The sequence below is a fragment of the Parafrankia sp. BMG5.11 genome (assembly GCF_004337455.1).
This window is the reverse complement of record NZ_SJXI01000020.1, coordinates 25,105-50,062: the sequence shown is the minus strand read 5'-3', so window position 1 is coordinate 50,062 and position 24,958 is coordinate 25,105. Positions and strand designations below refer to the sequence as shown.

Here is a 24,958-nt window from a genome sequence, read left to right as displayed (position 1 = left end):
CGCGACCGGGGGCACTCCCGGCGGGAGCATGACCGCATGCTCGAAGCACACACTGTTGCCGAGGTACGGGACGCCGAGGCGCCCCTGCTCGCGTCCCTGCCCTCCGGCGGGCTCATGCAGCGCGCCGTGTCCGGTCTCGTCTCGCACGCGGTCCGCCGCGTCGACCGGGTGTACGGCGCCCGGATCGTCGTCCTCGCCGGTTCCGGTGACAACGGCGGTGACGCGCTGTGGGCCGGTGCCCGGCTGGCCGCCCGCGGCGCCCGTGTCCACGCCCTCGCTCCCGGCCGGACCCATCCCGAGGGCACGGCCGCCCTCCTCGCGGCCGGCGGGCGGCTGCACCGCACCGGCCCGGTCGACCCGCCCGCACCGGAGGGGATGGGCGCCGACGCGGCCGCCGACCTCCTCGACTCCGCCGACCTCGTCCTGGACGGGCTGCTCGGCATCGGCGGCCGCGGCGAGCTGCGCGAGCCGTACGCCCGGCTCACCACGCTCGCGCCGGCCCGGCGGACGGTGGCCGTGGACGTGCCCAGCGGGGTCGACGCGGACACCGGCGCGGTGGCGGAGGGGGCCGTGCGGGCGGCCGGCACCGTCACCTTCGGCACGTACAAGCGCGGCCTGCTGGTCGGACCCGGAGCTGTCCACGCCGGGCGGGTCGAGCTGGTCGACATCGGGCTGACCCTGCCCGAGCCCGACCTACGAGCCCTGCAGGACGTCGACGTGGCCCGGCTGTTGCCCGTCCCGGTCGCGGCCGACTCGAAGTACTCCCGCGGCGTGCTCGGGCTCGTCGGCGGCAGCGACCGGTACCCGGGAGCCGCGGTGCTGGCGGTCGGCGGCGCGCTGCGCGGCGGCGCGGGCTACCTGCGGGTGGTCGCCGAGGCCGGCGCCGCCGATTACGTCCGCCGGGCCCACCCGGAATCCGTGCTGACGGTGATCGAGGCGGGGGACGCGGAGGCGATGCTCGGGGTGGGCCGGGTCCAGGCGTGGGCGATCGGCCCCGGCCTCGTACCGGACGAGGCCACCCGGCGCCTCGTCGACGCGCTGCTCGAGCAGACCGAGAGCGGCCTGCTAGTGGACGCCGGCGCGTTGGACGCGCTCGCGTCCGCCGTCGCCGCCCGCCCGGCGGTGCTGCGGGACCGCGCGGGCGCCGTCGTCCTGACCCCGCACGAGGGCGAGTTCATCCGGCTGACCGGCACGGCACTCGGCTGGGACCAGGCCGGCACATCTGAGCGCCTGCGGGCCGACCGTCTCGGCACCGTCCGCCAGGCGGCGCGGGACCTCGGCGCCGTCGTCCTGCTGAAGGGCAACCGGACGATCATCGCCGCCCCCGGCGGGGAGGCCCTCGTCAACCTCACCGGGACGCCATGGCTGGGAACGGCCGGATCCGGTGACGTTCTCACCGGACTCGCCGGTTCCCTGCTGGCCGCGGGCCTGCCGGCGCCGCAGGCGGCCGCCGTGGGCGCGTTCCTGCATGGCCGGGCGGGGGAGCGCGGGCCCGTGCCGCTCGCCGCCGCAGACCTGCCCGCGCTCCTGCCCGGGGTCGTCGAGGACCTGCTTGCTAGCGTCGAGGGGTGAGCCCGCAGCCCCCATCGCACCCGCCGCGTGCCTACGCGGCCATCGAGCTCGACGCCGTGCGCGACTCGGTCGCGGCCCTGGTCGCCCGCGCCGGCGCCGCCGCGACCATGGCCGTGGTCAAGGCGGACGGGTACGGGCACGGAATGCTGCCCTGCGCCCGGGCCGCCCTGGACGCCGGCGCGAGCTGGCTCGGGACGGCCTTCCTGGAGGAGGCGCTGGCGCTGCGGGCCGCCGGGATCACCGTCCCGGTGCTCTCCTGGCTGGCGGCGCCGGGTGAGCGCCTCGCCGCGGGCATCGCGGCGGATGTCGACCTCTCCGCGTCCGCCGGCTGGGCGCTCGACGACCTCGCCGCCGCGGCCCGCACCGCCGGCCGGGCCGCCCGGGTGCACCTCAAGATCGACACCGGCCTCGGGCGGGCCGGGGCCACCGGCGAGGACTGGCCCGGCCTGTGCGACAGCGCCGCGGCGCTCGAGGCGGACGGGCTCATCGAGGTCGTGGGCGTGTGGAGCCACTTCGCCTTCGCCGACGCGCCCGGCCACCCGACCGTCCAGGCGCAGATCAGCCGGTTCGGCGACGCGGTGGACGTCGCCCGCAAGGCCGGGCTGCGCCCGCAGGTGCGCCACCTCGCGAACTCGGCCGCGACGCTGGTCAGCCCGGAGGCGCACTTCGACATGGTCCGGCCGGGCGTGTCGGTGTACGGGCTGTCGCCGGGGCCCGAGGTCGGGCCGCCGTCCGCGTTCGGGCTGCGGCCCGCGATGACGCTGCGCGCCAGCACCGCGCTGGTGAAGCGGGTGCCGGCGGGCACCGGAGTGTCCTACGCGCACCGCTACCGGACGTCGGCGGAGACCGGCCTCGCCGTCGTCCCGCTCGGCTACGCCGACGGCATCCCCCGCTCGGCCACGAACACGGCCGAGGTGCTCGTGGGCGGGCGCCGGCGGCGCATCGCCGGCACCGTCTGCATGGACCAGTTCGTCGTGGATGTCGGTGCCGACCCGGTGCGCGTAGGCGACGAGGTGATCCTCTTCGGCCCCGGCGACCGGGGCGAGCCGACCGCGGACGACTGGGCGCGCGCGCTCGGCACCATCAACTACGAGATCGTCACCCGGATCGGCCCGCGGGTACCGCGCGTCTACATCTGACCGCCGGATACGCCTGATCGGCCGGGACGTCTGGTCAGCGGCAGCCGCCGGTGCCGCACGCGCCGCCGCCGTGCTCGTGGCCGGCTGTGGCGCCCCCGAACATGCCGCGTTCCATCCGGCGGCGGACCGGCTGCGGGTTCGCCGCGCGCTCGGCGGCCTTCTCGATCTCGTCGCGCGTGGTCAGTGTCAGCATCACCGGCCCGCTCTGGGCGGGAGCGGCCGGCTGGGCACCGGCCTCGGCGAGGTCGTCATCGATCTCGTCGAGATCCTCGTCGAGATCGACAGCGCCGCCATACGTGGGCGACGTGGTCAGATTGCTCTTCCGCCACCGCAGTTTCACGACGCCTCCCCTGGTCGCAACCACACGGCTCGACCAGGTCCACGCTAGCGGAGGATCGCGGAGCGGACCCGGTGGATCTCTGTGATCCCCTGTCGGGTATCCGCCTGCGCCGAGACGTGTACTCCCGGGTCTGCTCATGACATCGCTTTCGGGCATCGGGCACCATCGGGCATCATCGGGGTGTCGTGCGTTCTATGGCCGGAAGGTGGGCAGACGGTGGCAGGCGCCCCAACCGATCGTGGTTCCACCGGCGGTTCGGTCCGCTCGGCTGGCGCTGCCCGTGCCGCCCTTTCGGTCGGCTCGGCGGGGGCTGCCGGCGCCCTGACCGCGACCGCCGGCGCGGCGCGGGCGGTGGCCCGGGCAACGGGATCCGCCGCGGGCTCCCGGGCCGCGCGCCGTGGTGGCACGGTGGGCCTGGTCGGAGCCGCGATCGCGGCCGGCCTGATCGCCGAGCGCCGGGCCGTGCGGCGCCACCGGGCCGTACCCGACCTGCCGGACCGGGAACGGGTCGGCCCGATCGGCGGCCGGGCCGACATGGTGGTCGCCGTGGCGGACGGTGTCCCGCTGTATGTGGAGGAGACCGCGCAGGACCCCCCGCCCCGATCCGGAGCGGGCTCCGCCGCGCCGACGCTGGTCTTCGTGCACGGCTTCTGTGTGAACAGCGACTCGTGGGTGTTCCAGTACCGCGCCCTGCGCGACCTGGGTCCGATGGTCTTCTACGACCAGCGCGCGCACGGCCGCTCCGGCCCGTCCGAGGCGGCGAACTGCACGATCGACCAGCTCGCGGCAGACCTCTACCAGGTCCTCACCGAGCGGGTCCCCGAAGGTCCGATCGTCCTGATCGGCCACTCGATGGGCGGCATGACGATCCTCGCGCTGGCGGGGGAGCATCCGGAGCTCTTCGGTGACCGCGTCATCGGGGTGGCGCTCATCTCGACCAGCGCGGGTGATCTCCCCCGGGTGACCTTCGGCCTACCAGCACTGATCACGGGCGGCGTGCGCCGGGTGTTACCCGGGCTCGCGATCGGCATGCGCAGCGCCCCGTCGCTGTTCGAGCGCGCCCGCCGGCGGGGCAGCGACTTCTCCTGGGAGATCACCCGGCGGATCGGTTTCGGCTCGACCGATGTGCCCCCGTCCGTTGTCTCGTTCCTGGAGACGATGGTGGGGGACACGCCGATCACCGTCATGGCCTCCTTCATGTCCACCCTGCTCGACCATGACAAGCTGGACGCCGCCGTCAACCTCCGCGGCTCTCCCACCATCCTGCTGGTCGGGGACGGCGACCTCATGACGCCGCTCGCGCACAGCCTGACCCTCGCCGAGCTGCTGCCCGACGCCGAGCTGCGGGTCGAGGAGGGCGCGGGGCACGCGGTCATGCTGGAACGACCGGCCGCGGTGAACGCCGCCATCCGCGACCTGGTCGAACGGGTCCGCCCGCCGCGCCGGGCACCGCTGCGGGCGCCCGACCCCGTCGGGCCGTGACGGCGGGCCCGCGGGGAGCGGTACGTGACGTCGGCCCGGTACCGCGCCGGCGTCGGACCCGGCTCCGCGACGCCCGACGGCGGGCCGGGTGACGACGGCGCGCCGGCGACATACGAAGAACCACGGACGAGGACGGATACGCACCGATGACCACGCCCGCCGTCCCCGAGATCGCGGTCGAGGATCCCGACCAGATGCGTGCGCTCGGTGCGCGCCTCGCGCCGCTGCTGCGCGCCGGTGACCTGATCATCCTGGACGGTCCGCTGGGCGCCGGCAAGACCGTTTTCGTCCAGGGGCTCGCGGCCGGCCTCGGGGTGTGCTCCCCGGTGACGTCGCCGACGTTCGTCCTCGCCCGGGTGCACACCGACGGCCGCCTGCCGCTGGTCCACGTGGACGCCTACCGGCTCGGTGGCGCCGCCGAGGTCGACGATCTCGATCTGGACGCCGATCTCGGGCGGTCGGTGTGCGCGGTCGAGTGGGGTTCCGGGCTGGTGGAGCAGATGGCCGCGGCCCATCTGCGGGTGGAGATCAGCCGTCCGTCCGGCGACGAGACCGGCGATGTGCGGCGGGTGCGGCTGCGGCCCGAGGGGGCCGACTGGGCCGCCCGGCTGACCGCGCTGGCCACTCCGGACCGCACACCGCACCCGCAGGGGCCCGCGGCGCGTTAGCCGAGTCGTGCCATCGGTGCACCCGGCCCGTCGGCGTCCGCCGGTGTGTGCCGGCCTCTTACCGGGCCGGGCGGCGGGTCGGGTGCTGTCGAGCTCGGGCCGGATCGCGTCGACCTGTTGGTGCCGGCCTGTTGGTGGTGGCCGGGCGTGCCGCCGGGATCGTGGCACGCACGACGCGCTACCCGCGCCCGGACCCGTGCCGGCCGCGATGCCGCGATGTCCTGAGGGCGGGAACCGTCTCGGTGCGGCGGGCGCCCGTGGCGCGGGAACCAGCCCCCGTCGGTGGAATTCCCGGGACGGCCAGGCAGGCCGCCGGGCTCCGCGCCGTCCTAGCACCTATTCGGGTGGGCATGTTCGGGTAACCCGGTGAAGTGATTCCAGGAACACGGGGGCTCACCGGCGGTGAATTTTCGCTGCCGTTCCGGAATGGCGTTGGCGGTCGGACGTGAGCCGTCGCATAGCAGCGGGCGACCTAGATCATGTTAAGGTCAGATGTCCCAGTGTTAATGTTCGCCCCCGACCCCGTTCCTATACCGCGTCTCGGGTGGGCGTGTCGTGGCAAGTAGCGCTTGAGGACAAATAGTCAACGTTCCGTAGTTGATGAGTTGTTCCGCTATATTGGCGGCGTAGGCGCGAAGTTCATGCATGTAGCGGCCTGACTGCTTCATGTAAGGGCCGCGGAGAACCGGGATGGCCCGTTGTGGCCGGGAGAGGGGGGCGAGTGCGCAGCAGCACCGCTGCCGACCTTGTGGACGCTCCGGTGGAGCGGTCGACCCGGTCCCGCCGTACACGCAGCGACTTCCTCGCGAGCCGGCGTGATCTGCTCGACGCCGTGGGCCGGCTCCTCGCCCGCAACGGGCGCCGCTTCAGCCTCGTCGACCTCGCCGCGGAGGCGGGCGTCTCGACGGCGACCGCGTACCGCCACTTCGTCGACGTCCACGACGCCCTCGACGTGTACTACCTCCAGCTCATCGACGTACTGGTAACCGACATCCGCGCCCTGGCGGTCGGTGAGGACCACCTGGGCAACTTCGAGGTCGTCTGCGAGGTGTGGGTCCGCTCGGCCGCGCGGTGGGGGCGGGCGGCGGTGCACGTGCGCTCCGCCCATGGGTACCTCGCCCGGCTGCAGGCCCGTGACGACCTCGTCTCCAAGCTGCACCAGGTGCTCGCGCCGGTCGTGCTCGGCCTGGTGGACAACGGCGTGCTGCCGCCTCAGGAGCCCGAGTACGCGGTGCTGTTGTGGGCCTCGGTCTTCGACGAGCGGGTGATCGTCGACCTGCTCGACACCCTCGGCTGGTCGGTCGAGCAGGTCGCGCAGAAGCTCACCGCCTCGGCGCTGCGGATGCTCGGCTACACCGGCTGGACCCCCCTACGGCCGGCCTTCCCGCCGGCGGGCTCCGGTGCGCAGGCGCCCGCCGCCGGCCCGGTTCCCCCGGCCCCCGTGCCCGCCTCGCCCCCGCGCCGCCACGGAGCCGCTGGTCCAGGCGGGATCGCGACGCGCGGTGCGGGCGGCCTCGGCGCCGGGCCGGTGCTGGCTCGCGCCGGCGCGCCGGCGGGCGGCGTCGACCCCCGGATCAGGCTCCGCTCCGGCGGCGCCGGCCGGCTGACCCACTAGCGTTTTCTCCCGGACCGGTCCCGGCGTACATGTCGGGACCGGTCTGACGCGTCCGGCCGCCGTCCGGCGACCGCCACGCCCTGACGGACGCCCTGACGGGCCCGCCCGGTACGCCGCACCACCGATGACGGCCCCCGACCGGCCCGCGGGCCACTCGACGCCGGCCCGCCCGGCCACCGCGCCACTCGATGCGTTTGGTTCCCGTTGTTTTTCTGGGCGGCGTTGGTGGTCGCGCCGGTCGGGTCCGGGTCCGCCGGTCCGACCCGCTCCGGTCGGCCCGCGTGGTTCCGGTAGTTCTTCTGTTGTGATTTTTTGGCGGCTCGGCCCGGCGGTCCGGGGGGTGTGGCCCGGCGCTCGTGTTACCTCTTGTTACCGGCCGCCGATGTCGAGGAATGCACTTCTTTCGCCCTGCTGCCTTTCCGGTCCGATATTCCTCCCGGGCATACGGTGAATTCTCTTGTCGTTGATGCGCTCGCGGGAGCGTTCACCGTCGGGACGCCGTCCCGGCGAGTTTTCTGCGGATTTTCTCGGAGTCGGGGGTCCGGGACTCCTTCCGGAGGCCCGCGCAACTGCGCTGCCCAATCATCTGGGCGGATGCTCGGCATACGGATCGATCAGTCCCCCGCACCCGGTGCCGCGCGCCGGGTGCAGGCCCGACAGCGGGGGTCCGTAGGCTGGACGGGTGCTCGTCCTGGCGCTCGACACCTCGACGGCGGCCTGCGCGGTCGCGCTGGTCGAGCTCGGCGCGCCGCCCGCCGGGCCGTTGGTCCGTGCCTCCCGGGTGGTCTGGGACGCCCGCCGCCACGGTGAGCTGCTGGCGCCGATGATGCGCGACGTGCTCGCCGCGGCCGGCGTCCGCCCGCCCGAGGTGCGCGCCGTCGTCGTCGGGGCCGGCCCGGGCCCGTTCACCAGCCTGCGGGTGGGCATGGTCACCGGGGCCGCGTTCGCCGCCGCGCTCGGCGTCCCGGCCTACGGCGTCTGCTCCCTGGACGGCATCGGGGCCGCGACGACCGGCCCGGTCGGCGTCATCACCGACGCACGGCGCCGTGAGGTGTTCTGGGCCCGCTACCAGGACGGAACGCGTGTCGGCGAGCCCGGTGTGGGAGCCCCGGCGACCGTCGCCGCGGATCTGCGCGCCGCCGGCGTCGAACGGGTGACAGGGCCCGGGGCCGGTCTGTACCCGGACGCGTTCGCCGGCTTCGGCACCCCGCCCGCCGGCGGTCCGGGCGAGCTGACCGGTTCGGGCGAGCAGAGCGGCTCGGACGCCCAGGGTGGTTCAGGCGCCCAGAGTGGTTCGGGCGAGCCGAGTGGTTCGGGTGGGTTGAGTGGAGCCGAGCCGGAGTATCCGGCGCCGGAGGTGCTCGCCCGCCTCGTCGCCGCGGACATCGTTGCCGGGCGTGATCCCGGGCCGCTCACCCCCCGCTACCTGCGGCGGCCCGACGCCGCCGAGCCCCGGGGCCCCAAAGCCGTCACCGCCTCGCGCCCGGAGCCGGCGCGGTCGGCCACGGCCGCCACCGGAACAGCGCCGGCCGGAACAGCGCCGGCCGGAACAGCGCCGGCCGGAACAGCGCCGGCCGGAACAGCGCCGGCCGGAACAGCGCCGGCCGGAACAGCGCCGGCCGGAACAGCGCCGGCCGGAACAGCGCCGGCCGGAACAGCGCCGGCCGGAACAGCGCCGGCCGGGACGATGCCGGTATGAGCGCCGCTGCCGTGGACCCGACGCCGAGCGCGGGCGACGTCGACCTCGTGCCGATGCGCTGGTGGCACCTGGGCGAGATCGCGACCCTGGAGCGGCAGGTCTTCGACGTGGACCCCTGGTCTGCCGAGCTCTTCTGGTCGGAGCTCGCGCAGGGCGACAACCGGCACTACCTGGTAGCGGTCGCGGGCGGCTCGATCGTCGGCTACGCCGGGCTGGCGCTGCAGGGCGACGAGTCCTACATCCAGACGATCGGGGTCGTCCCGGCCATGCGCGGGCGTCACCTCGGATCGCGGCTGATGATCGCCCAGCTCCGGGAGGCGCGGCGGCGTGGCGCCCGCAGCTGCGGGCTCGAGGTGCGCACCGACAACCGGCCGGCGCGGGCCCTCTACACCCGGCTCGGGTTCGTCGATCTCGGCGTCCGTCGCGGCTACTACCAGCCGTCGGGCGGCGACGCCTACGTGATGCGCGTGCGGCCGATCGACACCGTTGGTTACGGGACGCTGCTGGACCGGGTCGAGGCGGCCGTCCTGCGGGACGCCAGGGCCGCCTCGTGAGGGCCCTCGGCACCGTCGTGAGGGCCGCCGGCGCCGCGGCGGGGGGTTGGACATGAGGACACCGGCCCGACCGCTGGTGCTGGGCATCGAGACCTCGTGCGACGAGACCGGCGTCGGCCTCGTCCGTGGCGGCGAGTTGCTCGCCGACGCGCTCGCCTCCTCGGTCGACGAGCACGCCCGGTACGGCGGCGTGGTGCCCGAGATCGCCGCGCGGGCGCACCTGGAGGCGATGGTCCCGACGATCGAGCTGGCGTTGGACCGCGCCGGCCTGCGCCCCCGGGACGTCGACGCCGTCGCGGTGACGTCCGGCCCGGGGCTGGCCGGCGCGCTGTTGGTCGGGGTCGCCGCGGCGAAGGCGTACGCGCTGGCGCTGGGCGTCCCGCTGCACGGGGTGCACCATCTCGCCGCGCATGTCGCCGTTGACACGCTTGAGCACGGCCCGCTGCCGCGCCCGGCGGTGGCGCTGCTGGTCTCCGGTGGGCACAGCTCGTTGCTGCTGGTCCCCGATCTCGCGGCCGAGCCGGTCGAGTCGCTGGGGGCCACGGTGGACGACGCCGCGGGGGAGGCCTACGACAAGGTCGCCCGGTTGCTCGGCATGCCGTTCCCGGGTGGCCCGCCGATCGACGCGGCGGCCCGCGAGGGCAGCCCGCACATCCCGTTCCCGCGCGCCAAGGCGGGGGACGGCACGTTCGACTTCTCCTTCTCCGGGCTCAAGACCGCGGTCGCCCGCTGGGTGGAGGCCCGGCGGCGGGCCGGCGAGCCCGTGCCGGTCGCGGATGTCGCGGCGTCGTTCCAGGAGGCCGTGGCGGACGTGCTCACCGCGAAGGCGGTCGCGGCCTGCCGGGCGCACGGCGTGGACACCCTGGTGGTCGGGGGCGGTGTCGCGGCCAACAGCCGGCTGCGCGCGCTCGCCGCGCTGCGCTGCGAGGCGGCGGGCATCACGCTGCGGATCCCGCGGCCGGGGCTGTGCACCGACAACGGCGCGATGGTCGCGGCGCTCGGGTCGCTGCGGGTCGAGGCCGGCGTCGAGCCCTCGCCGCTGGACCTTCCCGCGTCCTCCACGCTCGCCCTCTGACCGTCTCCACCCGCCGACGTCTCCACCCGCCGACCGTCTCCGTCCGCTGACGGCCTTCGTCCGCTGACCACCTTCTGACCGCCTTCGCCGGCCCGGGACCCGTCACGGGTCCCGGGCCGGGCGGCGCTCAGGCGGCGGCGCGGTCGCGGGCCGCCTGCTCCGCGGCCGTCCGGGAGGCCTCGAACACGTCGGTGAACGCGGCGAGCGCCGGGTTCACCTTCGACAGCGTCATCACGACGGTGATGAACTCGATGTTGTCTGCGCCGAGTACCTCGAAGGCGTGGCGCAGGTAGGGGACCTGGTGGTCCCAGCCCTCCTTGGGGGCGCCGGGGGCGTAGGAGCCCCCCTGCGCGGTGATGACGGTGACCTTCCTGCCCGCCAGCACGCCGTCGCCGGCCGTCCCGCCGGCCGTGCGGCCCATGACGATGACCTGGTCCAGCCAGGCCTTGATCGTCGACGGGTAGGCGTAGTTGTACATCGGCACCGAGATCACGTACTCGTCGGCGCTCTCGACCTCCTCGAGGTACTCCTCGCGGATCTTCACGGCCTCGGCCTGCTCGGGTGTGCGCTGCTCGGGGGGTGTCTGGCCGCCGGACACCAGCGCCCAGTTCAGGTGCGGCGGCGGGCTGGTGGCCAGGTCGCGGTGGGTCAGCGTCCCGTCCGGGTGGTGCTTGCGCCAGGACTCGGCGTAGGCCTCGGCGACCCCGCGGGAGACGGAGCCCTCCGGGGCGAGGCTGGAGTCGATGTGCAGCAGGTGGGGCATCGGAGCTCTCCTTGATCACGATCGGGAGGCGGGTGCCGGTCTCGGCGCGCGCCGCGGGAGGGAGGGTGCCGATCCGGCCGATCCGGCGCTGGCGCCGTGTGCGTCCCGTCGACTCCCCGTCGACTCCGGTGATTTTGGTGTGCGAACAGATGGTCGTACTGAGCAATAATCTCTGTCAACACCTATCTGTTTCGCAGATTAGTTCATGATGATCGGGGTACTGTGTTCGGGTGGAGCGGTCCTCGGGCGCGTCGCCGATGCCGGCCTCCGTCGTGCTCCGGCCCGCCTCCCCGGCGGCGGAGCGACAGGATGAGCCGTCGGCCGCCGCTGGCCCGTCTGCCGCCGGCTGTCCGTCCGTCGCCGCCGACGCGGAGCTCGAACTGCCCGACGAGGTCCGCGACGACCTGTGCTGGATCGTCGGTCAGATCCAGCACGGGTACCTGGCCGCGTCCGCGAGCGCCGTCGGTGGCCTGCCCGGTGGTCTCAAGGGTTTCTACGTGCTGGACGCCGCGGTCGGAGGAACGGCTCACAACCAGATCGAGGTCGCCCGCCGTTTCTCCATCGACCGGACCGTGATGGTCCGGCTGGTCGACGAGATGGAGCGCGCCGGCCTGGTCGAGCGCCGGCCGGACCCGGCGGACCGCCGGGCGCGAATGATCATCGCCACCGAGCGGGGAATCCAGGAGCACGAGCGGGTGCGGCGGCAGCTGCGCGCCGTCGACGACCACGTCCTGGCGCCGCTGGCGCCCGCGGACCGGGAGGTCTTCACCGGGCTGGCGCGGCTCGTCGCGGCACACCTGGTCGCGATGGATCCGACCAGGGGTGCCGCCGCGTGCGCCACGGCCGAGGTCACGCTGCAGAGTGCCACCACCGGTTGTGACGGCCCCGGTGCCTGCGCGGGTGTCGCCGACGCCACCGACGTCACCGGCGGGCCCGGTGCCGGCCGCGCCGAGCCGGGCTGCTGACCGGGCGGGTCGGGCCGCGATGACGGTCACGTGGATGTGGGAGGCGAAGGCGGCCCCCGGCCAGGCCGCGGAGCTGGAGCGATGGGCCCGAGCGGCGGTGCGCGGGCGGGATGCCGAGATCTATCTCGGCCGTGGGCCGTCCACGGGCCTCGTGGTGGTCCTCCTGCACCTCGGCGTCGAGGAGTCCACGAGTGCCGCCGGCGACCCGCCGCTCCCGGACCCCCCGGATGGGCTCATTGCCGGATCCGCGCATGCCTGGCAGTTCGAGCGTGGGTCGAACCGTCTTGACAGATCCGACCTTCTTGGTTGACGTGTGTGGTGCGGGTGCTAGGTTGGCACTCGGCACTTGAGAGTGCCAGCGACAGGCGCCTGTTCACCCGCGACGGCAGGCCGCCAGGGTCGCTCTCTCATCCAGCGAAGGAAGGGGGAGGTCGATCGTGACGACCGCCACCAAGGTTGCAATCAAGCCGCTCGAGGACCGGATCGTCGTCCAGCCCTCGGACGCCGAGACGACCACCGCGTCCGGCATCGTGATCCCGGACACCGCCAAGGAGAAGCCCCAGGAGGGCACCGTCCTTGCCGTCGGCCCGGGTCGGTTCGAGGACGGCAAGCGCGTCCCGCTCGACGTCAAGGTCGGCGACGTGGTGCTCTACAGCAAGTACGGCGGCACCGAGGTCAAGTACGCCGGCGAGGAGTACCTGGTGCTCTCCGCTCGGGACGTCCTGGCGATCATCGAGAAGTAGACCGGACGCCGGTAGCAGCAGGCAGGGCGTGTCCCACCGGTGGTCCCCTGGTTTCCGCCGGGGGGCCGCGGTGGGGCGCGCCCTTCTTGTTTCGCCGGGCCGCGGTGTCGGGAGGACACACAGGTATGCCGAAGATTCTCACGTTCAACGAGGACGCCCGCCGCTCGCTCGAGCGGGGCGTGAACGCCCTCGCGGACGCGGTCAAGGTGACGATCGGCCCGCGCGGCCGCAACGTCGTCATCAGCAAGTCGTACGGCGCGCCGACGATCACCAACGACGGTGTGACGATCGCGCGTGAGGTCGAGCTGGACGACCCCTACCAGAACCTGGGGGCGCAGCTCGCCAAGGAGGTCGCCACCAAGACCAACGACGTCGCCGGCGACGGGACGACGACGGCCACGGTGCTGGCGCAGGAGATGGTGCGCCAGGGCCTGCGGCAGGTGACGGCCGGGGCCGCCCCGCTCTCGCTCAAGATCGGCATCGAGGCGGCGGTCGTCGCTGTCTCGTCGGCGCTGCTGGAAGCCGCGATCGAGATCGGCTCGAAGGAGACCATCGCGCAGGTCGCCGCGATCTCGGCGCAGGACGTCCAGGTCGGCGAACTCATCGCAGAGGCGATGGACAAGATCGGCAAGGACGGTGTGATCACCATCGAGGAGAGCCAGACCATGGGTCTGGACCTCGAGCTCACCGAGGGGATGCAGTTCGACAAGGGCTACATCTCGCCGTACTTCGTGACCGACCAGGAGAGCATGGAGGCCGTCCTCGAGGACGCCTACGTGCTGCTGCACCCTGGCAAGATCAGCGCGCTGAACGACATCCTGCCGATCCTCGAGCAGGTGGTGCAGGAGCGTAAGCCGCTGCTGATCATCGCTGAGGACGTCGAGGGCGAGGCGCTGTCGACCCTGGTCGTCAACGCGGTGCGCAAGACCTTCCAGGTCGTCGCGGTGAAGGCCCCCGGCTTCGGTGACCGCCGCAAGGCGATGCTGCAGGACCTCGCGGTCCTGACCGGTGGCCAGGTCGTCGCCACCGAGGTGGGTCTCAAGCTCGACTCGATCACGCTCGCCGAGCTCGGTCGGGCGCGGCGGATCGTCGTCGACAAGGACCTCACCACGATCGTCGACGGTGCCGGCGACGCCGACGCGGTCGCCGAGCGCGTCCGGCAGATGAAGGCGGAGATCGAACTCTCCGACTCGGACTGGGACCGCGAGAAGCTCCAGGAGCGCCTGGCCAAGCTGGCCGGCGGGGTCGCCGTCATCCGCGTCGGCGCCGCCACCGAGGTCGAGCTCAAGGAGAAGAAGCACCGTCTCGAGGACGCCGTGTCGGCGACCCGGGCCGCGGTCGAGGAGGGCATCGTGGCGGGCGGCGGCAGCGCGCTCGTCCACGCGGCCAAGGTCCTCGACGGTGACCTCGGCCTGACCGGCGACGAGCGTTCCGGGGTGCGGGTCGTGCGCGCGGCGCTCGACGCGCCGCTCACCTGGATCGCGCGCAACGCCGGCCTCGAGGGCGCGGTGATCGTGTCCAAGGTCCGCGAGGGCGACGTCGGCCGGGGCTTCAACGCGGCCACCGGCGAGTACGTCGACCTGGTCGCGGCCGGCGTGGTCGACCCCGTGAAGGTCACCCGCTCCGCGGTGGCGAACGCGGCCTCCATCGCCGCGCTGCTCATCACCACCGAGAGCCTGGTGGCGGAGAAGCCCGAGGAGGCCGAGGCCGGCCACGGCCACGACCACTCGCACGGCGGCCACGGCCACGGCCACTCGCACGGGCCGGGTTTCTGAGCCGTCGGGTGAGCAGAGCCGTCTGAGTGAGCTGAGCCGTCGGGTGACCGGCGGTGCACTGCCCGGCACCTGTGGCGGGTAGTGCGGTGATTCGGCAGGTGAGGCCCGGTCGGTCCGCGGACCGACCGGGCTTTGTCGTGCCCGGGGCCGTGACCCGCCCTGGCCCGGGGTGCGGGTATCGCCGGCGCGCGCGGCGCCACCCGAGGTCAGGGATCCGACAGCGGCCCCGGGGCGCTCACCCGTCGCGGGTGGTCGCCGGGGATGGGGAGACATGCCCGCATACGGCTGCGCGAACCGGCCTGCTGGCGGGAGCGGCGCCGGCGGGGAGACACCGGGAACACGAGCCCCGGTGCTCGGCCGGCGGCGCGCGTACTCCAGGCAAAAGAAAAGATCCCCGGGCCCGTACGTCCCGGAGCGGGAGTACGGGCCGGGGGATCTTCGCATCCGGCGGCCGGTTTCAGCAGGCCGGGGCGAGCCCCGGCCGGGCGGGCGTGTGACGGGCGGTGCCCCTGCGGGTGCGCCCGGTGAGGACCGCCTCCCGCTCGGACTCGCTCATTCCGCCCCACACGCCGTACGGTTCCCGGGCGGCGAGGGCATGTTCCCCACACGCCCGGATTACCGGGCAGCGTGCGCAGATCGCCTTCGCCGCCGCCTCCCGCGCGGCTCTGGCCGGGCCGCGTTCGCCCTCGGGATGGAAGAACAGCTCGGTGCTCTCACCTCGACAGGCGCCGTGGAGCTGCCACTCCCACTTCTCCGCGCCGGGGCCTGGAAGTCGTCGGACGTCGGTCATCGGCCTGACCCCCCCTTTCGACCTGAGCGGCTGGCGCCGCGACTACCCGGTCACCGTAGCCGCTCGCCATCGACTGGAGATCTTGGAATTTCACCCGGTCGACCGGCGCCGCCTCCCCGGTGAGGTCCCTGCCGCCCGGTAGGTTCACCGAGAGGCCGGGACACCGTGGATGCCGTCCACCGCTGACGGACCGCGCTACCGGCGCAGGCTCGCGCAGACAGCGGGCGGGACGGCGCGACCAGATGGAACCGTGGACGTCCGACCGCCGGTGTCGACGCGTGCGGATCACCGCCGGTCACGGGTGGTGCGCGTCCCGCCGACAGTCCCTCGCCTACCCGCCGCCGGTGCGGGTCACACGAACCGACATCGAGTTTCCCCACACGCTCGCCGCGGCGGGCTGTGCGGGGCGGGGCGAACGGCCGCCTCCGGCGCCGGCCCCGGCGTCGGTCGCCGGAGCCGCGGGCGGGCAGGGGTGCCCGGCCCGTGTCGGCCGGGCCGGGTTGTAACGGCTGGTGAGAGCCGGTCGGTCAGCGGGTGTCCGCCTCGGAGGCGGCTGAGGCCTCGTACACCCCGTCGGCGAAGCCGCGGGCGTACTCCCAGCTCACGTAGCACGCCGGATCCGGGGCGAAGGCAGGCTCGTGCACCCGTGTACGGCCCTCGTCCAGGAGGTGCCGTAGGTTGCCGGCCAGCAGGTCCCAGTCGAAGTAGTGCGGCTCGGCGCACCCCTCGCAGTCGACGACGAGACCCCGGTAACCACGTGGTTCGAGCAGGGTCCGGAAGACGTCGAGGTCGCCCAGCTCGGCGAGGATCTCTTCCCGCTCGCGTAGGGACAGCGGTTCGAGTAGTTCCAGATCCTCGGCGGAGTCGAGCTGCGCGAGCTCGGCCGCCGGGTCCTCGGGGTCGCCCGCGAAGGGGTCGAGGGGCTCGTTGCTCACGAGGAACACGCTACGCTCGCGGCCCAAGCTTAGTGGTCCCGATACGGAGTCCGGCACTGACGTGCGGGGCTTTCGCTCCAGCATGCCCCAATCTGTCCCAGCCTGGACGGCTTCCCTTCGTGCCGGGTCAGCTCGTCTGGTGTGGCAGTGACGGGTCGCGCGCATGGTCCGTGCTCCACGCGCCGGTTGTCTGTGACCCATTTATGTGATTCCGGATCCGCGACGCCGGCCCTCGTGGTAGCAGCTGGTCCGTTTTGCACCTTTGGTGAGCGTTGTTTGGACGGGGTGCCCACGGACGGGTGCGCCCCCGGCCCCGGCGCCCGTCCTGTGGCATGCGTGGTGCTCTCGGTCACGCCGGGGAGTTCGGAGCCGTTGCCGGGCCTCTACGATGGAGTATCACCGTCGCCCGACCGGCGGGCCGCGCGGAGCCCAGCATGCTTCACCCGCCTGCCCGGGCAGACCGGCTCGCGCCGGTTCCCGGGCGCGGGACTCCCCGGACATCGCGGGGACGCTCCCGCCGGCGCCGGGCCGATGCGAACGGAAGGTGCCATGGACGGTTCCCCCGCCAACCCGACGACCTCGATCACGCGCGCGACCGGGGAACCCGACCTCGACCAGTCGCCCGGCCGGCCCGGCGCCGTTCGGCACGTTGCTGACAGCCTGGGCGCCGAGGGGCCGGCGCTCCCGCCGAAGCTCGCGATGCTCGGCCTCACCTTCGACGACGTCCTGCTGCTGCCGGCGGCGTCCGAGGTGGCGCCGTCGGGCGTTGACACGACCACGCGGCTGTCCCGCAACATCTCGCTGGCGGTCCCGCTGGTGTCCTCCGCGATGGACACCGTGACCGAGGCGCGGATGGCGATCGCGATGGCCCGCCAGGGCGGCGTCGGCGTGCTGCACCGCAACCTGTCCGTCGACGACCAGGCACAGCAGGTCGACATGGTGAAGCGGTCCGAGTCTGGGATGATCACCTCCCCGATCACCTGCGGGCCGGACGCCACCATCGAAGAGGCGAACGTGCTCATGGCGCGTTACCGCATCTCCGGCGTCCCGGTGACCGAGCCGGACGGCCGCCTCGTCGGGATCGTGACCAACCGCGACATCCGCTTCGAGCGGGACTACACCCGCCGCGTCCACGAAGTGATGACCCGCATGCCGCTGATCACGGCACCGGTCGGGGTCTCGGCGGACGACGCGCTCGCTCTGCTGCGGCACAACAAGGTCGAGAAGCTGCCCATCGTCGACGGGCACGACCGGCTGTGCGGGCTGATCACGGTCAAGGACTTCACCAAGCGCGAGCAGTACCCGCGGGCGACCAAGGACGCGGACGGCCGCCTCGTGGTCGGCGCCGCGGTCGGCGTCGGCGAGGACGCGCTGAAGCGTGCCCAGGTCCTCGTCGCCGCCGGGGTGGACTTCCTCGTCGTCGACACCGCGCACGGCCACCACCATGCCGTCCCCGACATGATCGCCCGGATCAAGGCCGACATGCCCGCCGGGGTGGACGGCCGTCCGCTCGACGTCATCGGTGGCAACATCGCCACCGCGGCCGGGGCCGCCGCGCTCATCGCGGCCGGCGCGGACGCCGTCAAGGTCGGGGTCGGGCCGGGCTCGATCTGCACGACCCGGGTGGTCACCGGCGTGGGCGTTCCGCAGGTCACCGCGATCTACGAGGCGGCGCGGGCGGCGCGGGCCGCCGGCGTGCCGGTCATCGGCGACGGCGGGCTGCAGTACTCCGGTGACATCGCCAAGGCGATCGCCGTCGGAGCCGACACCGTGATGCTCGGCAGCCTGCTCGCCGGTGTCGACGAGAGCCCCGGAGAGCTCATCTTCATCAACGGCAAGCAGTACAAGTCCTACCGGGGGATGGGCTCGCTCGGCGCCATGCGCAGCCGCGGCGACACCCGCTCCTACTCCAAGGACCGCTACTTCCAGGACGACGTCCTCTCCGACGACAAGCTCGTCCCCCAGGGCGTCGAGGGCCAGGTGCCCTACCGGGGCTCGCTGGCCGGGATGGCCCACCAGCTGATCGGCGGCCTGCAGGCCGCGATGGGGTACACGGGTGCCGCGACCATTCGTGATCTCCAGGAGAACAGCCAGCTGGTGCGGATCACGTCGGCCGGCCTGACCGAGAGCCACGCGCACGACGTCCAGATGACGGTCGAGGCGCCGAACTACACCCGGTGAGCCGTGGTCGGTGGTCGGGAGGTCTCTCTCCGCCACCGGCCGCCAGCCGTTCCAGCGGCCGCGCGGCGCTCGTCGTTCCGTATCCCCGCCGCCGGACGCCGACGTACCAGGCAGGATGGTCGGCGGGACCAAACGGGCTGACCAGGAGGCCGGGACACGGTGGCAGACGTCGAAATCGGTATCGGGAAGAACGTGCGAGTGGGCTACGGCCTTGACGCCGTTGGCATCGTTCCCTCGCGGCGCACCCGGGACCCAGCCGACGTGTCACTCGCCTGGGAGATCGACGCCTATCACTTCGATCTGCCGATCGTCGCGGCGCCGGCCGACGCGGTGACCTCGCCGGAGTCCGCGATCGCCGTCGGGCGCCAGGGTGGGCTCGGTGTGCTGCACCTCGAGGGGCTGTGGACCAGGCACGAGGACCCCGAGCCGCTGCTCGACGAGGTCGCGGAGCTGGGCGCGCGTTCCGGTGCGGTCGCGGCGACCCGGCGCCTGCGTGAGCTCTACGCGGCGCCGGTGCAGCCCGAGCTCATCGGGGCGCGGCTGGCGCGGATGCGGGAGGCCGGCGTGGTCACCGCCGCCGCGCTGCGCCCGCAGAAGGTCCGGGCACTGTGCCCGCACGTGCTGGCCGCGGGCGTGGACCTCCTCGTCATCCATGGCACGGCGGTGTCGGCCGAGCACCAGTCCAGGCGCACCGAGCCGCTGAATCTCAAACAGTTCATAGGACAGCTCGACATCCCGGTGATCGTCGGTGGCTGTGCATCCTTCTCCACGGCACTGCATCTCATGCGGACGGGCGCGGCCGGCGTGATCGTCGGAGTCGGTGCCGGCCTCGGCGACGACACGGCCGAGACCCTCGGAATTGGTGTTCCGCTGGCGACCGCGATCGCCGACGCGGCCGGCGCCCGGATGCGGTACCTCGACGAGTCCGGCGGCCGGTACGTCCACGTCATCGCGCATGGCGACCTGCGCACCGGCGGGGACGCGGCGAAGGCCGTGGCCTGCGGAGCCGACGCCGTGATGGTGGATTCGCCGCTCGCGCAGGCGGTGGACGCCCCTGGGCGGGGCTCGGTCTGGTCGATGGAGATCCTGCACTCGGACCTGCCGCGCGGGCGGTGGGCGCCGGTCGAGACGTCACGTACCGTCGCCGAGATCCTCACCGGGGGCGAGGTCGCGGCCGAGGACGGTGTGGCGAACATCGCCGGGGCCCTGCGGGCGGCGATGGCCACAACGGGCTACGCGACGTTGAAGGAGTTCCAGAAGGCGGAGATCATGATCGCTGCCGGGCGCTAGCGGAACGGGCCCGGAGAGCCAGCGGTGTGCGTCGGTCGTGCTGCCGACCCGGACGCCTTGGGTGTAAGTCCGCCGTGGCACCCTTGGAGCCGTCCGTCTCCGGATCGAAGGATGACCGATGCGCCTCGACGAGAACGGCCGCTGGGTCAGCGACGACGGCGCCTATGTCTGGGATGACGCGGCCCAGACCTGGCGGCTGGCGAATGCCACGTCGCCGTCCGCCATGCCCGCGACCGGCTCGAGCCGGACGGCCTCGGGTCAGACCGGTCCGGGCCACACCGGTTCGGGCCAGGCGGGCCCGGGGCAGGCGGGCTCCGGCCAGACCAGCTCCGGCCAGGCGGGTTGGACACCGCCGCACACGGGTCCGCTGGCCCCGAGCTCCGGCGGCTCCGCCGGCACCGGGGCGACCGGGCCGATCTACACCGGGCAGGCGTACGCGGGGCCGGCCGACACAGACTCCTCCTACGGCGGCCGCCCTGGCTCCGGCTACCCGGACCCGGCACGGTCAGACCCGGGAAGGTCAGACCCGGCGCGGTCAGATCCGGCATGGACGGGCCCGGTGCGGGCGGGCCAGACGCCGGCCGCGCGGGAATCGGGCCGGCCCACAACGACCGGCCCGTTTTCGACCGGCCCGTTTCCAGCTGGGCAGCTTCAGACCGGGCCGATGCCCACGGGGCCGATGGCCACCGGGCCGATGGCCACCGGGCCGATTCCGACGGGGCCGATGCCAACCGCCCGGACAGCCACGGGCGCGTCCGGGAGCCGGGCGGACTCCGCCGTGGCGCCGAGCGATCCTGCGGAGAACACGACGGGCATCCCTCGCCGGATGACGCGGCCGCGGCGGCCCCGGCCGGCCGGGCAGCTCGACGTGGCCGACACCGATCTCGACAACGCCGATCTTGACGACGCCGATCTCGATGACACCGACCTGGACGGCCCGCACCTGGACGACGCCGACCCGGACCGCTGGGCCGGTGACGATGACGAGGATGAGGCGGGCCTCCGGGGCCGCGGTGCCAGGCCGGGCGACGGCCACGGCCCCGAGGGCGGGGGAGCGCGGCGGTTCGTCAGCGGGCTGCGGGCGTCCGCACTGGATCCCCGGGCGCGCTGGGGCGTGGCGGGCCCGGGCGGGACGTCCGACAACGGCGGCAGGCCCGACGGCTACCCGGCGGCCGAGGACCCCGCCCGCGGGATCGCCGCGATGCTGCGCCGGCCGACCGTGCTCGCGGTGGCCACGGCGTTCGCTCTGGTGGTCGCGCTCGGCGTGGCCGGGTTCCTCGTTCTCGGCAGGGGCGACGACAGCGGTTCGGCCGCCTCCGCGTCGTCCGCCGGGGTGGGCAGGTACGACGCGGCCGTCCGGAAGGACTACATCGACGCCTGCCTCGGCGTGAGCGACGGCAACGAGCGCTACTGCACCTGCACGCTGGAGAAACTCGAGGCTGACTACACCCAGGAGCAGTATCTGGCCTTCAACAGCGACGTCGAGTCCGACAACTCCCAGCGCATCGTGCGCGAGATTTACGCGGCCTGCCGCAATCTCCGGTGAGAGCCCCCGTGTACAGTGGGATGATCCCGTTTGCGACCGATTCGTGCTTTCCGCCCGCAAGGGCCAGGGCAACGGCAACGGCGAGGCTGCCGTTGCGAACGGGGAGACGGGCGCATCCAGATCGGACTCGTCCGGAGCGTGTGCGTCGCGCACGGGTTTCGTGCGGGGTGCCCGGATCGGTCGGTCACCCGCCGGCCGGCGCGTGGTGTGTCCGCAGCGGCGGGTCCGGTCCCGGTGAGCGGTCTCGTGTTCGGGTGGCGTCGACTTTTAACGGCGCGACAGGAAGCGGCCAGCGTGAATTCGGCCAGTACGTTCATGGCCGGTACATTCAGACGGCTGACCGCCTTGGGACGCTGATCAGAGAGGCGGGCGATGCTCACCGGCGAGTGTGGTCGATGAGCATGGTCGACGTCCCGGCGGCAGCGCGACGTGGGTTCGGTGCCGGGACGTGGGCATCCGGCTACCTCGGCGGCAGGTGGGTGATCGCTCCGTGACCGTGGACGGCACCGACCGACCCACTGGCGGTCGTCGTGACGACGACTTCTTCGCGGTCGAACGGGTCGGCGAACCCGACGACACCGCGGTCTCCCGCCCGGCCCCCGCGGCCGACGGCGGCTGGGACGTCACCCCGTGGCCGGCCTCCGACCTGGACGTGAGCGCCGGCAGTGGTCCGGCCCGTGGCGTCGTGGGTGGTCCGCTGGTGGACGGCCCAGTGCTGGGCGGCCCGGCCGTCGGCGGTCCGACCGTGGGCGGCGGGCCGTCGGTTGGCGACGATCCGTTCGACGTCAGCTCGACCTGGAACGGGCCCGCCCCGGTCATCGGGGGGCCGCCGTCCGACCTGGGCCGCGCCGCACCCGACGTCCAGCCCGCGCCGCACTCCCCGGCACCGCACTCCTCAGGGCCCTACTCCCCAGGGCCGCACACGCCGGCGCCGCACCCCGCGGCACCACACACGCCCGTCCCGCCCGCCTCGGCGCCGCAGGTGGGCCTACCGCCGGCGGGCCCGTCGGTGACGGGCGGCTTCCGGGTCCCGACGGGGTACGAGTCGGCCCCGCCCGCGTCCCCGCGCTCCTACGTGGAGCCGACACCGCCGCCGAGGTTCCCGACCGAACGCGGGTCCGCCCCGCCGGGCCGCGCCGGGGGCCCGGACACCGGTTCGGTCCGCATCGGCGGCCCGGATACCGGCTCGGCGCCCGGCTGGGGCCCCGCGAGCCCGGGCGCGGGCGCGCCCGGCATCAACCCGGTGACCGGCAGCTTCCCACTGCCACCGACGAGCCGGACGCAGCCGCCCGCCGCGAGATCCGGGGGTGCTCCCGGGCCCAGCGCCTACCAGGGTTATGACCCGGCGCGTCCGCAGAGCACGCCCCCGCCGCCGCAGTCGGGCGCCGGCCATCCGGGTGGCTCCGGTCTGCCGCGCCCGGACCAGACCGGCGGGTTCGCGCGCCCCGGCGCCGCCTACCCGAGCCGGCCCGGCGAGCCCGAGCGGCCGGCTCCGCGGCCGGTCGACCCGTGGAACGGCCACAGCACGGGCTCCGGGCCACGCCCCGACCTGTCGCTGCCTCCCCGGGCAGGCACGCCGTCCACCGACCGCGGCCGGGACGACCAGCGGCGCAACGGCTACGACTCCCATGGGCACAGTGGCTACGAGGTCCGTCCGGACCAGTCCCGTGGCGACCACGGCGCGGCACGCGCCCCGGACGGCTACGGGGCGAGCGGCCCGACCACCGGCGGCTACCGCGTCGGTGACCCCGGCAGCGGCCCAGCACCTCTCGGCGGCGCTGGTTCTCCCGGCGGGCCAAGTTCTCCTGGTGGGCCTGGTGCTCTTGGCGGTATGTCGGCACCCGGTGGTGGCGCGACCCCGGGCGCGGCCGCGCTGCCGCCCGGCTCCTGGTCCGGGTCCCTGAGCGGGGCGCTTCCGATCGACGGGCGTCTGAACAGCGGTCGGCACGCAGCGGACCGGCCCGGTTCCCCGAACGGCGACGCGTCCGGCCCGTGGCGGTCGCCGCACCGGGATGATCCCGCGGCCTTTCCGCCCGATCGCCCTCGCGGCGCCGGCCTCCCGCCGCTGGCGAACGATCCGCTCTCCGGTCCGCTGCCGGTCGCCGCTCTGCCGCCGGGACGTCCCGAGCCCGGACGCCCCGGTGGCCGTCCGGAACTGGGCCGTCCGGAACTGGGCCGTCCGGAACTGGGCCAGCCGGAGCTGGGTCGACCCGAGCTGGGCCGAGCTGAGCCGGGCGGCCGAACCGGCCCTGCCGGGGCCGCGCGCGCGGAGCCGCTCGCCCCGGGGACGGCGCCGTCCGGGCCGTGGCGTTCTCCGTCGCCCCGCGCGGCTGTCGAGGACACCATGACCACCACGCGCTCGCCGTTCCGCGGGTCGGGGGCCCTGCCGGCGCTGCCCCCGGGCCGTTCGGCGGCGCCGGGCGCCCCGGGCGCCGACCAGGCACCGGTTCCAGGCACGCCGCCACCGGCGCCCGGTGCCGGGACGGGCCCGCGCACCGCGACCGGCCCGCGCGCGCTGCCCGGACCGGCCGCGGCGGGTGCCGCGCCGGGTCGGCCCAGACGTCCTGAGAGCGCGGCGGAGATGACCTCCCTGGTCACCCGCCGGGGCCGGGCGGGTGCCGCCGGCGCGGCCGACCGGGGAGACGACTCCGGCTGGCAGCCGTCCCGGGGGGCTCGCCGGACGGGTGCCCGTGGGGTGCCCGCGGACCGCAGGCGCACCCCGAACCCGACCACGGACACGAACAGCCTCCAGGCCGTCTCCGCGCCGCCGGCGCGGCGCACCACGCCACGGCCCGCCGACGCCCCCGAGGACACCGGCTCGACTGGCCGGTCGAGCCGGTCGAGCCGGTCCCGCGCGGACCGGCCGGGCCGGGGAGGCACGGACGTCGAGGACCTGCACCCGGAGAACCGCCGGTCGGCGGCGCGTGGCGCTGGCCTGGCCGGGTCAGGCGGCGGGGGCGGAGCCCGTGGTAACGGCGGCGGCGCCGGTGGCCGCGGCGGGCGTGGCCGGGGTGCCGGGGACGACCGCCCGTCGACCCGCGCGGTCGGGGTGCTCGAGCCGGCCGAGGTGGACGACGAGGCGGACGACCAGCCGTCCACCCCGGACCGGCTGGCCTGGCTCAAGGAGGGCTGGATCGGCCCGCTGGCCATCGCGCTGGTGGTCTCCCTGTTCGTGGTCGGCGCCTACACCCTGCTGACGGGGGACGGCGGCGACAAGCCCCCGACCGAGCCCACGGTCACGCAGTCCGAGCCGCCGACGCCGACCAATCCGGAGGCTCTCGCGGGCAAGGCGCTGGTCAACGGCACCTGGCGCTGCCGAATTATGGTGGTGGAGGGGGGGGACACCCGCACCGGTGACCTTCTTCCCGACAAGCTCGTCGTCGATCCGACGGGCCTGACGTATCGCTGGAACGACGGTCAGGGCGTCTACACCATCACGCCGAAGCAAGGCGACGCCGCGGCGGCGGTGATCGCCGAGGTCCAGTTCACCAGCGGTCCGCTGCAAGGAGTCACCGGCAAGAGCCTTACCACCGCCAAGGAAAACAGTGGTATTGCGAGTGGCACGCTGCTGCTCGACGCCATGCCGAACGTGTCCGCCCGGAGTTGCTTCGTGAACTGAACCACTTCGCGTAATCCCCCGCGGGACAGCGGCGGTTGCGCATGAGCGCTGTCAGCGCGACGGATCTGGTTCACTGCGCTCCGTGAGCATGTATCGCTAGAATTCCGGCAAATGGTGTCGGAGAAGATCCGGCTCGCTTCCGCGGGGCGCGGTGTTGGTGGACCCGGTGAGATGGTTTTATTGGCCATGCGGCAGGATCGGGTGTCA

19 protein-coding genes and 1 pseudogene are annotated in these 24,958 nt (G+C 74.0%); 16 read left to right on the top strand and 4 right to left on the bottom strand.

Annotated features, from left to right (window positions below; translation table 11 throughout):
* Positions 1 to 36 precede the first annotated feature (36 nt).
* Together E0504_RS16070 and alr are read left to right on the top strand one after the other, a co-directional pair.
* The gene (locus tag E0504_RS16070; RefSeq protein ID WP_131625062.1) at positions 37 to 1,572 is read left to right on the top strand and encodes an NAD(P)H-hydrate dehydratase; all 1,536 of its coding nucleotides are present in this window, start codon (positions 37 to 39) and stop codon (positions 1,570 to 1,572) included.
* A complete protein-coding gene (alr, locus tag E0504_RS16065) occupies positions 1,569 to 2,711 on the top strand; it encodes an alanine racemase (protein WP_071066127.1) in 1,143 nt (380 codons plus the stop codon). The genes E0504_RS16070 and alr overlap by 4 nt, the downstream gene beginning before the upstream one ends.
* A 34-nt stretch (positions 2,712 to 2,745) precedes the next feature.
* Here the strand turns inward: alr and E0504_RS16060 are convergent, their stop codons facing one another.
* A complete protein-coding gene (locus E0504_RS16060; RefSeq protein ID WP_071066126.1) occupies positions 2,746 to 3,051 on the bottom strand; it encodes a hypothetical protein in 306 nt (101 codons plus the stop codon).
* Between the two features lie 216 nt (positions 3,052 to 3,267).
* Between E0504_RS16060 and E0504_RS16055 the strand changes: the two genes are divergently transcribed.
* From E0504_RS16055 to tsaD, 6 genes and pseudogenes are all read left to right on the top strand, one after another.
* On the top strand, positions 3,268 to 4,533 hold the full coding sequence (locus E0504_RS16055; protein WP_071066125.1) for an alpha/beta fold hydrolase: 1,266 nt from the start codon (positions 3,268 to 3,270) through the stop codon (positions 4,531 to 4,533).
* 146 nt (positions 4,534 to 4,679) lie between these two features.
* Entirely contained in the window at positions 4,680 to 5,201 is a 522-nt protein-coding gene (gene tsaE, locus E0504_RS16050) for a tRNA (adenosine(37)-N6)-threonylcarbamoyltransferase complex ATPase subunit type 1 TsaE (protein WP_112108866.1), read from the top strand.
* A 721-nt stretch (positions 5,202 to 5,922) separates the two neighbouring features.
* Positions 5,923 to 6,816 (top strand): TetR/AcrR family transcriptional regulator, encoded by an 894-nt coding sequence (locus tag E0504_RS16045; protein WP_131625061.1) that lies wholly within the window; start codon positions 5,923 to 5,925, stop codon positions 6,814 to 6,816.
* Positions 6,817 to 7,498: 682 nt separating this feature from the next.
* Positions 7,499 to 8,293 (top strand): annotated as a pseudogene (tsaB, locus tag E0504_RS16040) (tRNA (adenosine(37)-N6)-threonylcarbamoyltransferase complex dimerization subunit type 1 TsaB); the annotation flags it as partial.
* A gap of 218 nt (positions 8,294 to 8,511) precedes the next feature.
* On the top strand, positions 8,512 to 9,069 hold the full coding sequence (gene rimI / locus E0504_RS16035; protein ID WP_071066121.1) for a ribosomal protein S18-alanine N-acetyltransferase: 558 nt from the start codon (positions 8,512 to 8,514) through the stop codon (positions 9,067 to 9,069).
* 52 nt (positions 9,070 to 9,121) lie between these two features.
* A complete protein-coding gene (tsaD, locus tag E0504_RS16030) occupies positions 9,122 to 10,144 on the top strand; it encodes a tRNA (adenosine(37)-N6)-threonylcarbamoyltransferase complex transferase subunit TsaD (protein WP_112106528.1) in 1,023 nt (340 codons plus the stop codon).
* Positions 10,145 to 10,271: 127 nt separating this feature from the next.
* On the opposite strand, the gene E0504_RS16025 is transcribed toward tsaD, so the two are convergent.
* Positions 10,272 to 10,907, bottom strand: a complete 636-nt coding sequence (locus E0504_RS16025) for an FMN-dependent NADH-azoreductase (RefSeq protein WP_112106529.1) — start codon at positions 10,905 to 10,907, stop codon at positions 10,272 to 10,274.
* 257 nt (positions 10,908 to 11,164) lie between these two features.
* Between E0504_RS16025 and E0504_RS53470 the strand changes: the two genes are divergently transcribed.
* From E0504_RS53470 to groL, 4 genes are all read left to right on the top strand, one after another.
* Complete coding sequence (locus E0504_RS53470; protein WP_306769245.1) at positions 11,165 to 11,872, top strand: MarR family winged helix-turn-helix transcriptional regulator; 708 nt, start codon at positions 11,165 to 11,167, stop codon at positions 11,870 to 11,872.
* Positions 11,873 to 11,891: 19 nt separating this feature from the next.
* Positions 11,892 to 12,182 (top strand): hypothetical protein, encoded by a 291-nt coding sequence (locus E0504_RS16015; protein ID WP_131625060.1) that lies wholly within the window; start codon positions 11,892 to 11,894, stop codon positions 12,180 to 12,182.
* Between the two features lie 124 nt (positions 12,183 to 12,306).
* Positions 12,307 to 12,615, top strand: a complete 309-nt coding sequence (gene groES, locus E0504_RS16010) for a co-chaperone GroES (RefSeq protein WP_026240216.1) — start codon at positions 12,307 to 12,309, stop codon at positions 12,613 to 12,615.
* A 125-nt stretch (positions 12,616 to 12,740) separates the two neighbouring features.
* Complete coding sequence (gene groL, locus E0504_RS16005; protein ID WP_112106531.1) at positions 12,741 to 14,390, top strand: chaperonin GroEL; 1,650 nt, start codon at positions 12,741 to 12,743, stop codon at positions 14,388 to 14,390.
* Positions 14,391 to 14,847: 457 nt separating this feature from the next.
* Here the strand turns inward: groL and E0504_RS16000 are convergent, their stop codons facing one another.
* Both E0504_RS16000 and E0504_RS15995 read right to left on the bottom strand, forming a co-directional pair.
* Positions 14,848 to 15,180: a WhiB family transcriptional regulator gene (locus tag E0504_RS16000; RefSeq protein ID WP_083391293.1), complete on the bottom strand. Its 333-nt coding sequence runs from the start codon at positions 15,178 to 15,180 to the stop codon at positions 14,848 to 14,850.
* Positions 15,181 to 15,707: 527 nt separating this feature from the next.
* Positions 15,708 to 16,124 (bottom strand): DUF5319 domain-containing protein, encoded by a 417-nt coding sequence (locus E0504_RS15995; protein ID WP_018505081.1) that lies wholly within the window; start codon positions 16,122 to 16,124, stop codon positions 15,708 to 15,710.
* A gap of 540 nt (positions 16,125 to 16,664) precedes the next feature.
* Between E0504_RS15995 and guaB the strand changes: the two genes are divergently transcribed.
* The 4 genes from guaB (at position 16,665) to E0504_RS15975 (ending at position 24,751) form a co-directional block, all read left to right on the top strand.
* Positions 16,665 to 18,296, top strand: coding sequence for an IMP dehydrogenase (guaB, locus tag E0504_RS15990; protein WP_071066115.1), 1,632 nt, complete (start codon positions 16,665 to 16,667; stop codon positions 18,294 to 18,296).
* Between the two features lie 159 nt (positions 18,297 to 18,455).
* Positions 18,456 to 19,586 (top strand): GuaB3 family IMP dehydrogenase-related protein, encoded by a 1,131-nt coding sequence (locus E0504_RS15985; RefSeq protein ID WP_071066114.1) that lies wholly within the window; start codon positions 18,456 to 18,458, stop codon positions 19,584 to 19,586.
* 118 nt (positions 19,587 to 19,704) lie between these two features.
* Positions 19,705 to 21,132, top strand: coding sequence for a hypothetical protein (locus E0504_RS15980; RefSeq protein WP_131625059.1), 1,428 nt, complete (start codon positions 19,705 to 19,707; stop codon positions 21,130 to 21,132).
* A gap of 490 nt (positions 21,133 to 21,622) precedes the next feature.
* Positions 21,623 to 24,751 carry a hypothetical protein gene (locus tag E0504_RS15975; protein WP_131625058.1) on the top strand — a complete coding sequence of 1,043 codons (3,129 nt, stop codon included), beginning with the start codon at positions 21,623 to 21,625 and terminating at the stop codon, positions 24,749 to 24,751.
* Positions 24,752 to 24,958 lie beyond the last annotated feature (207 nt).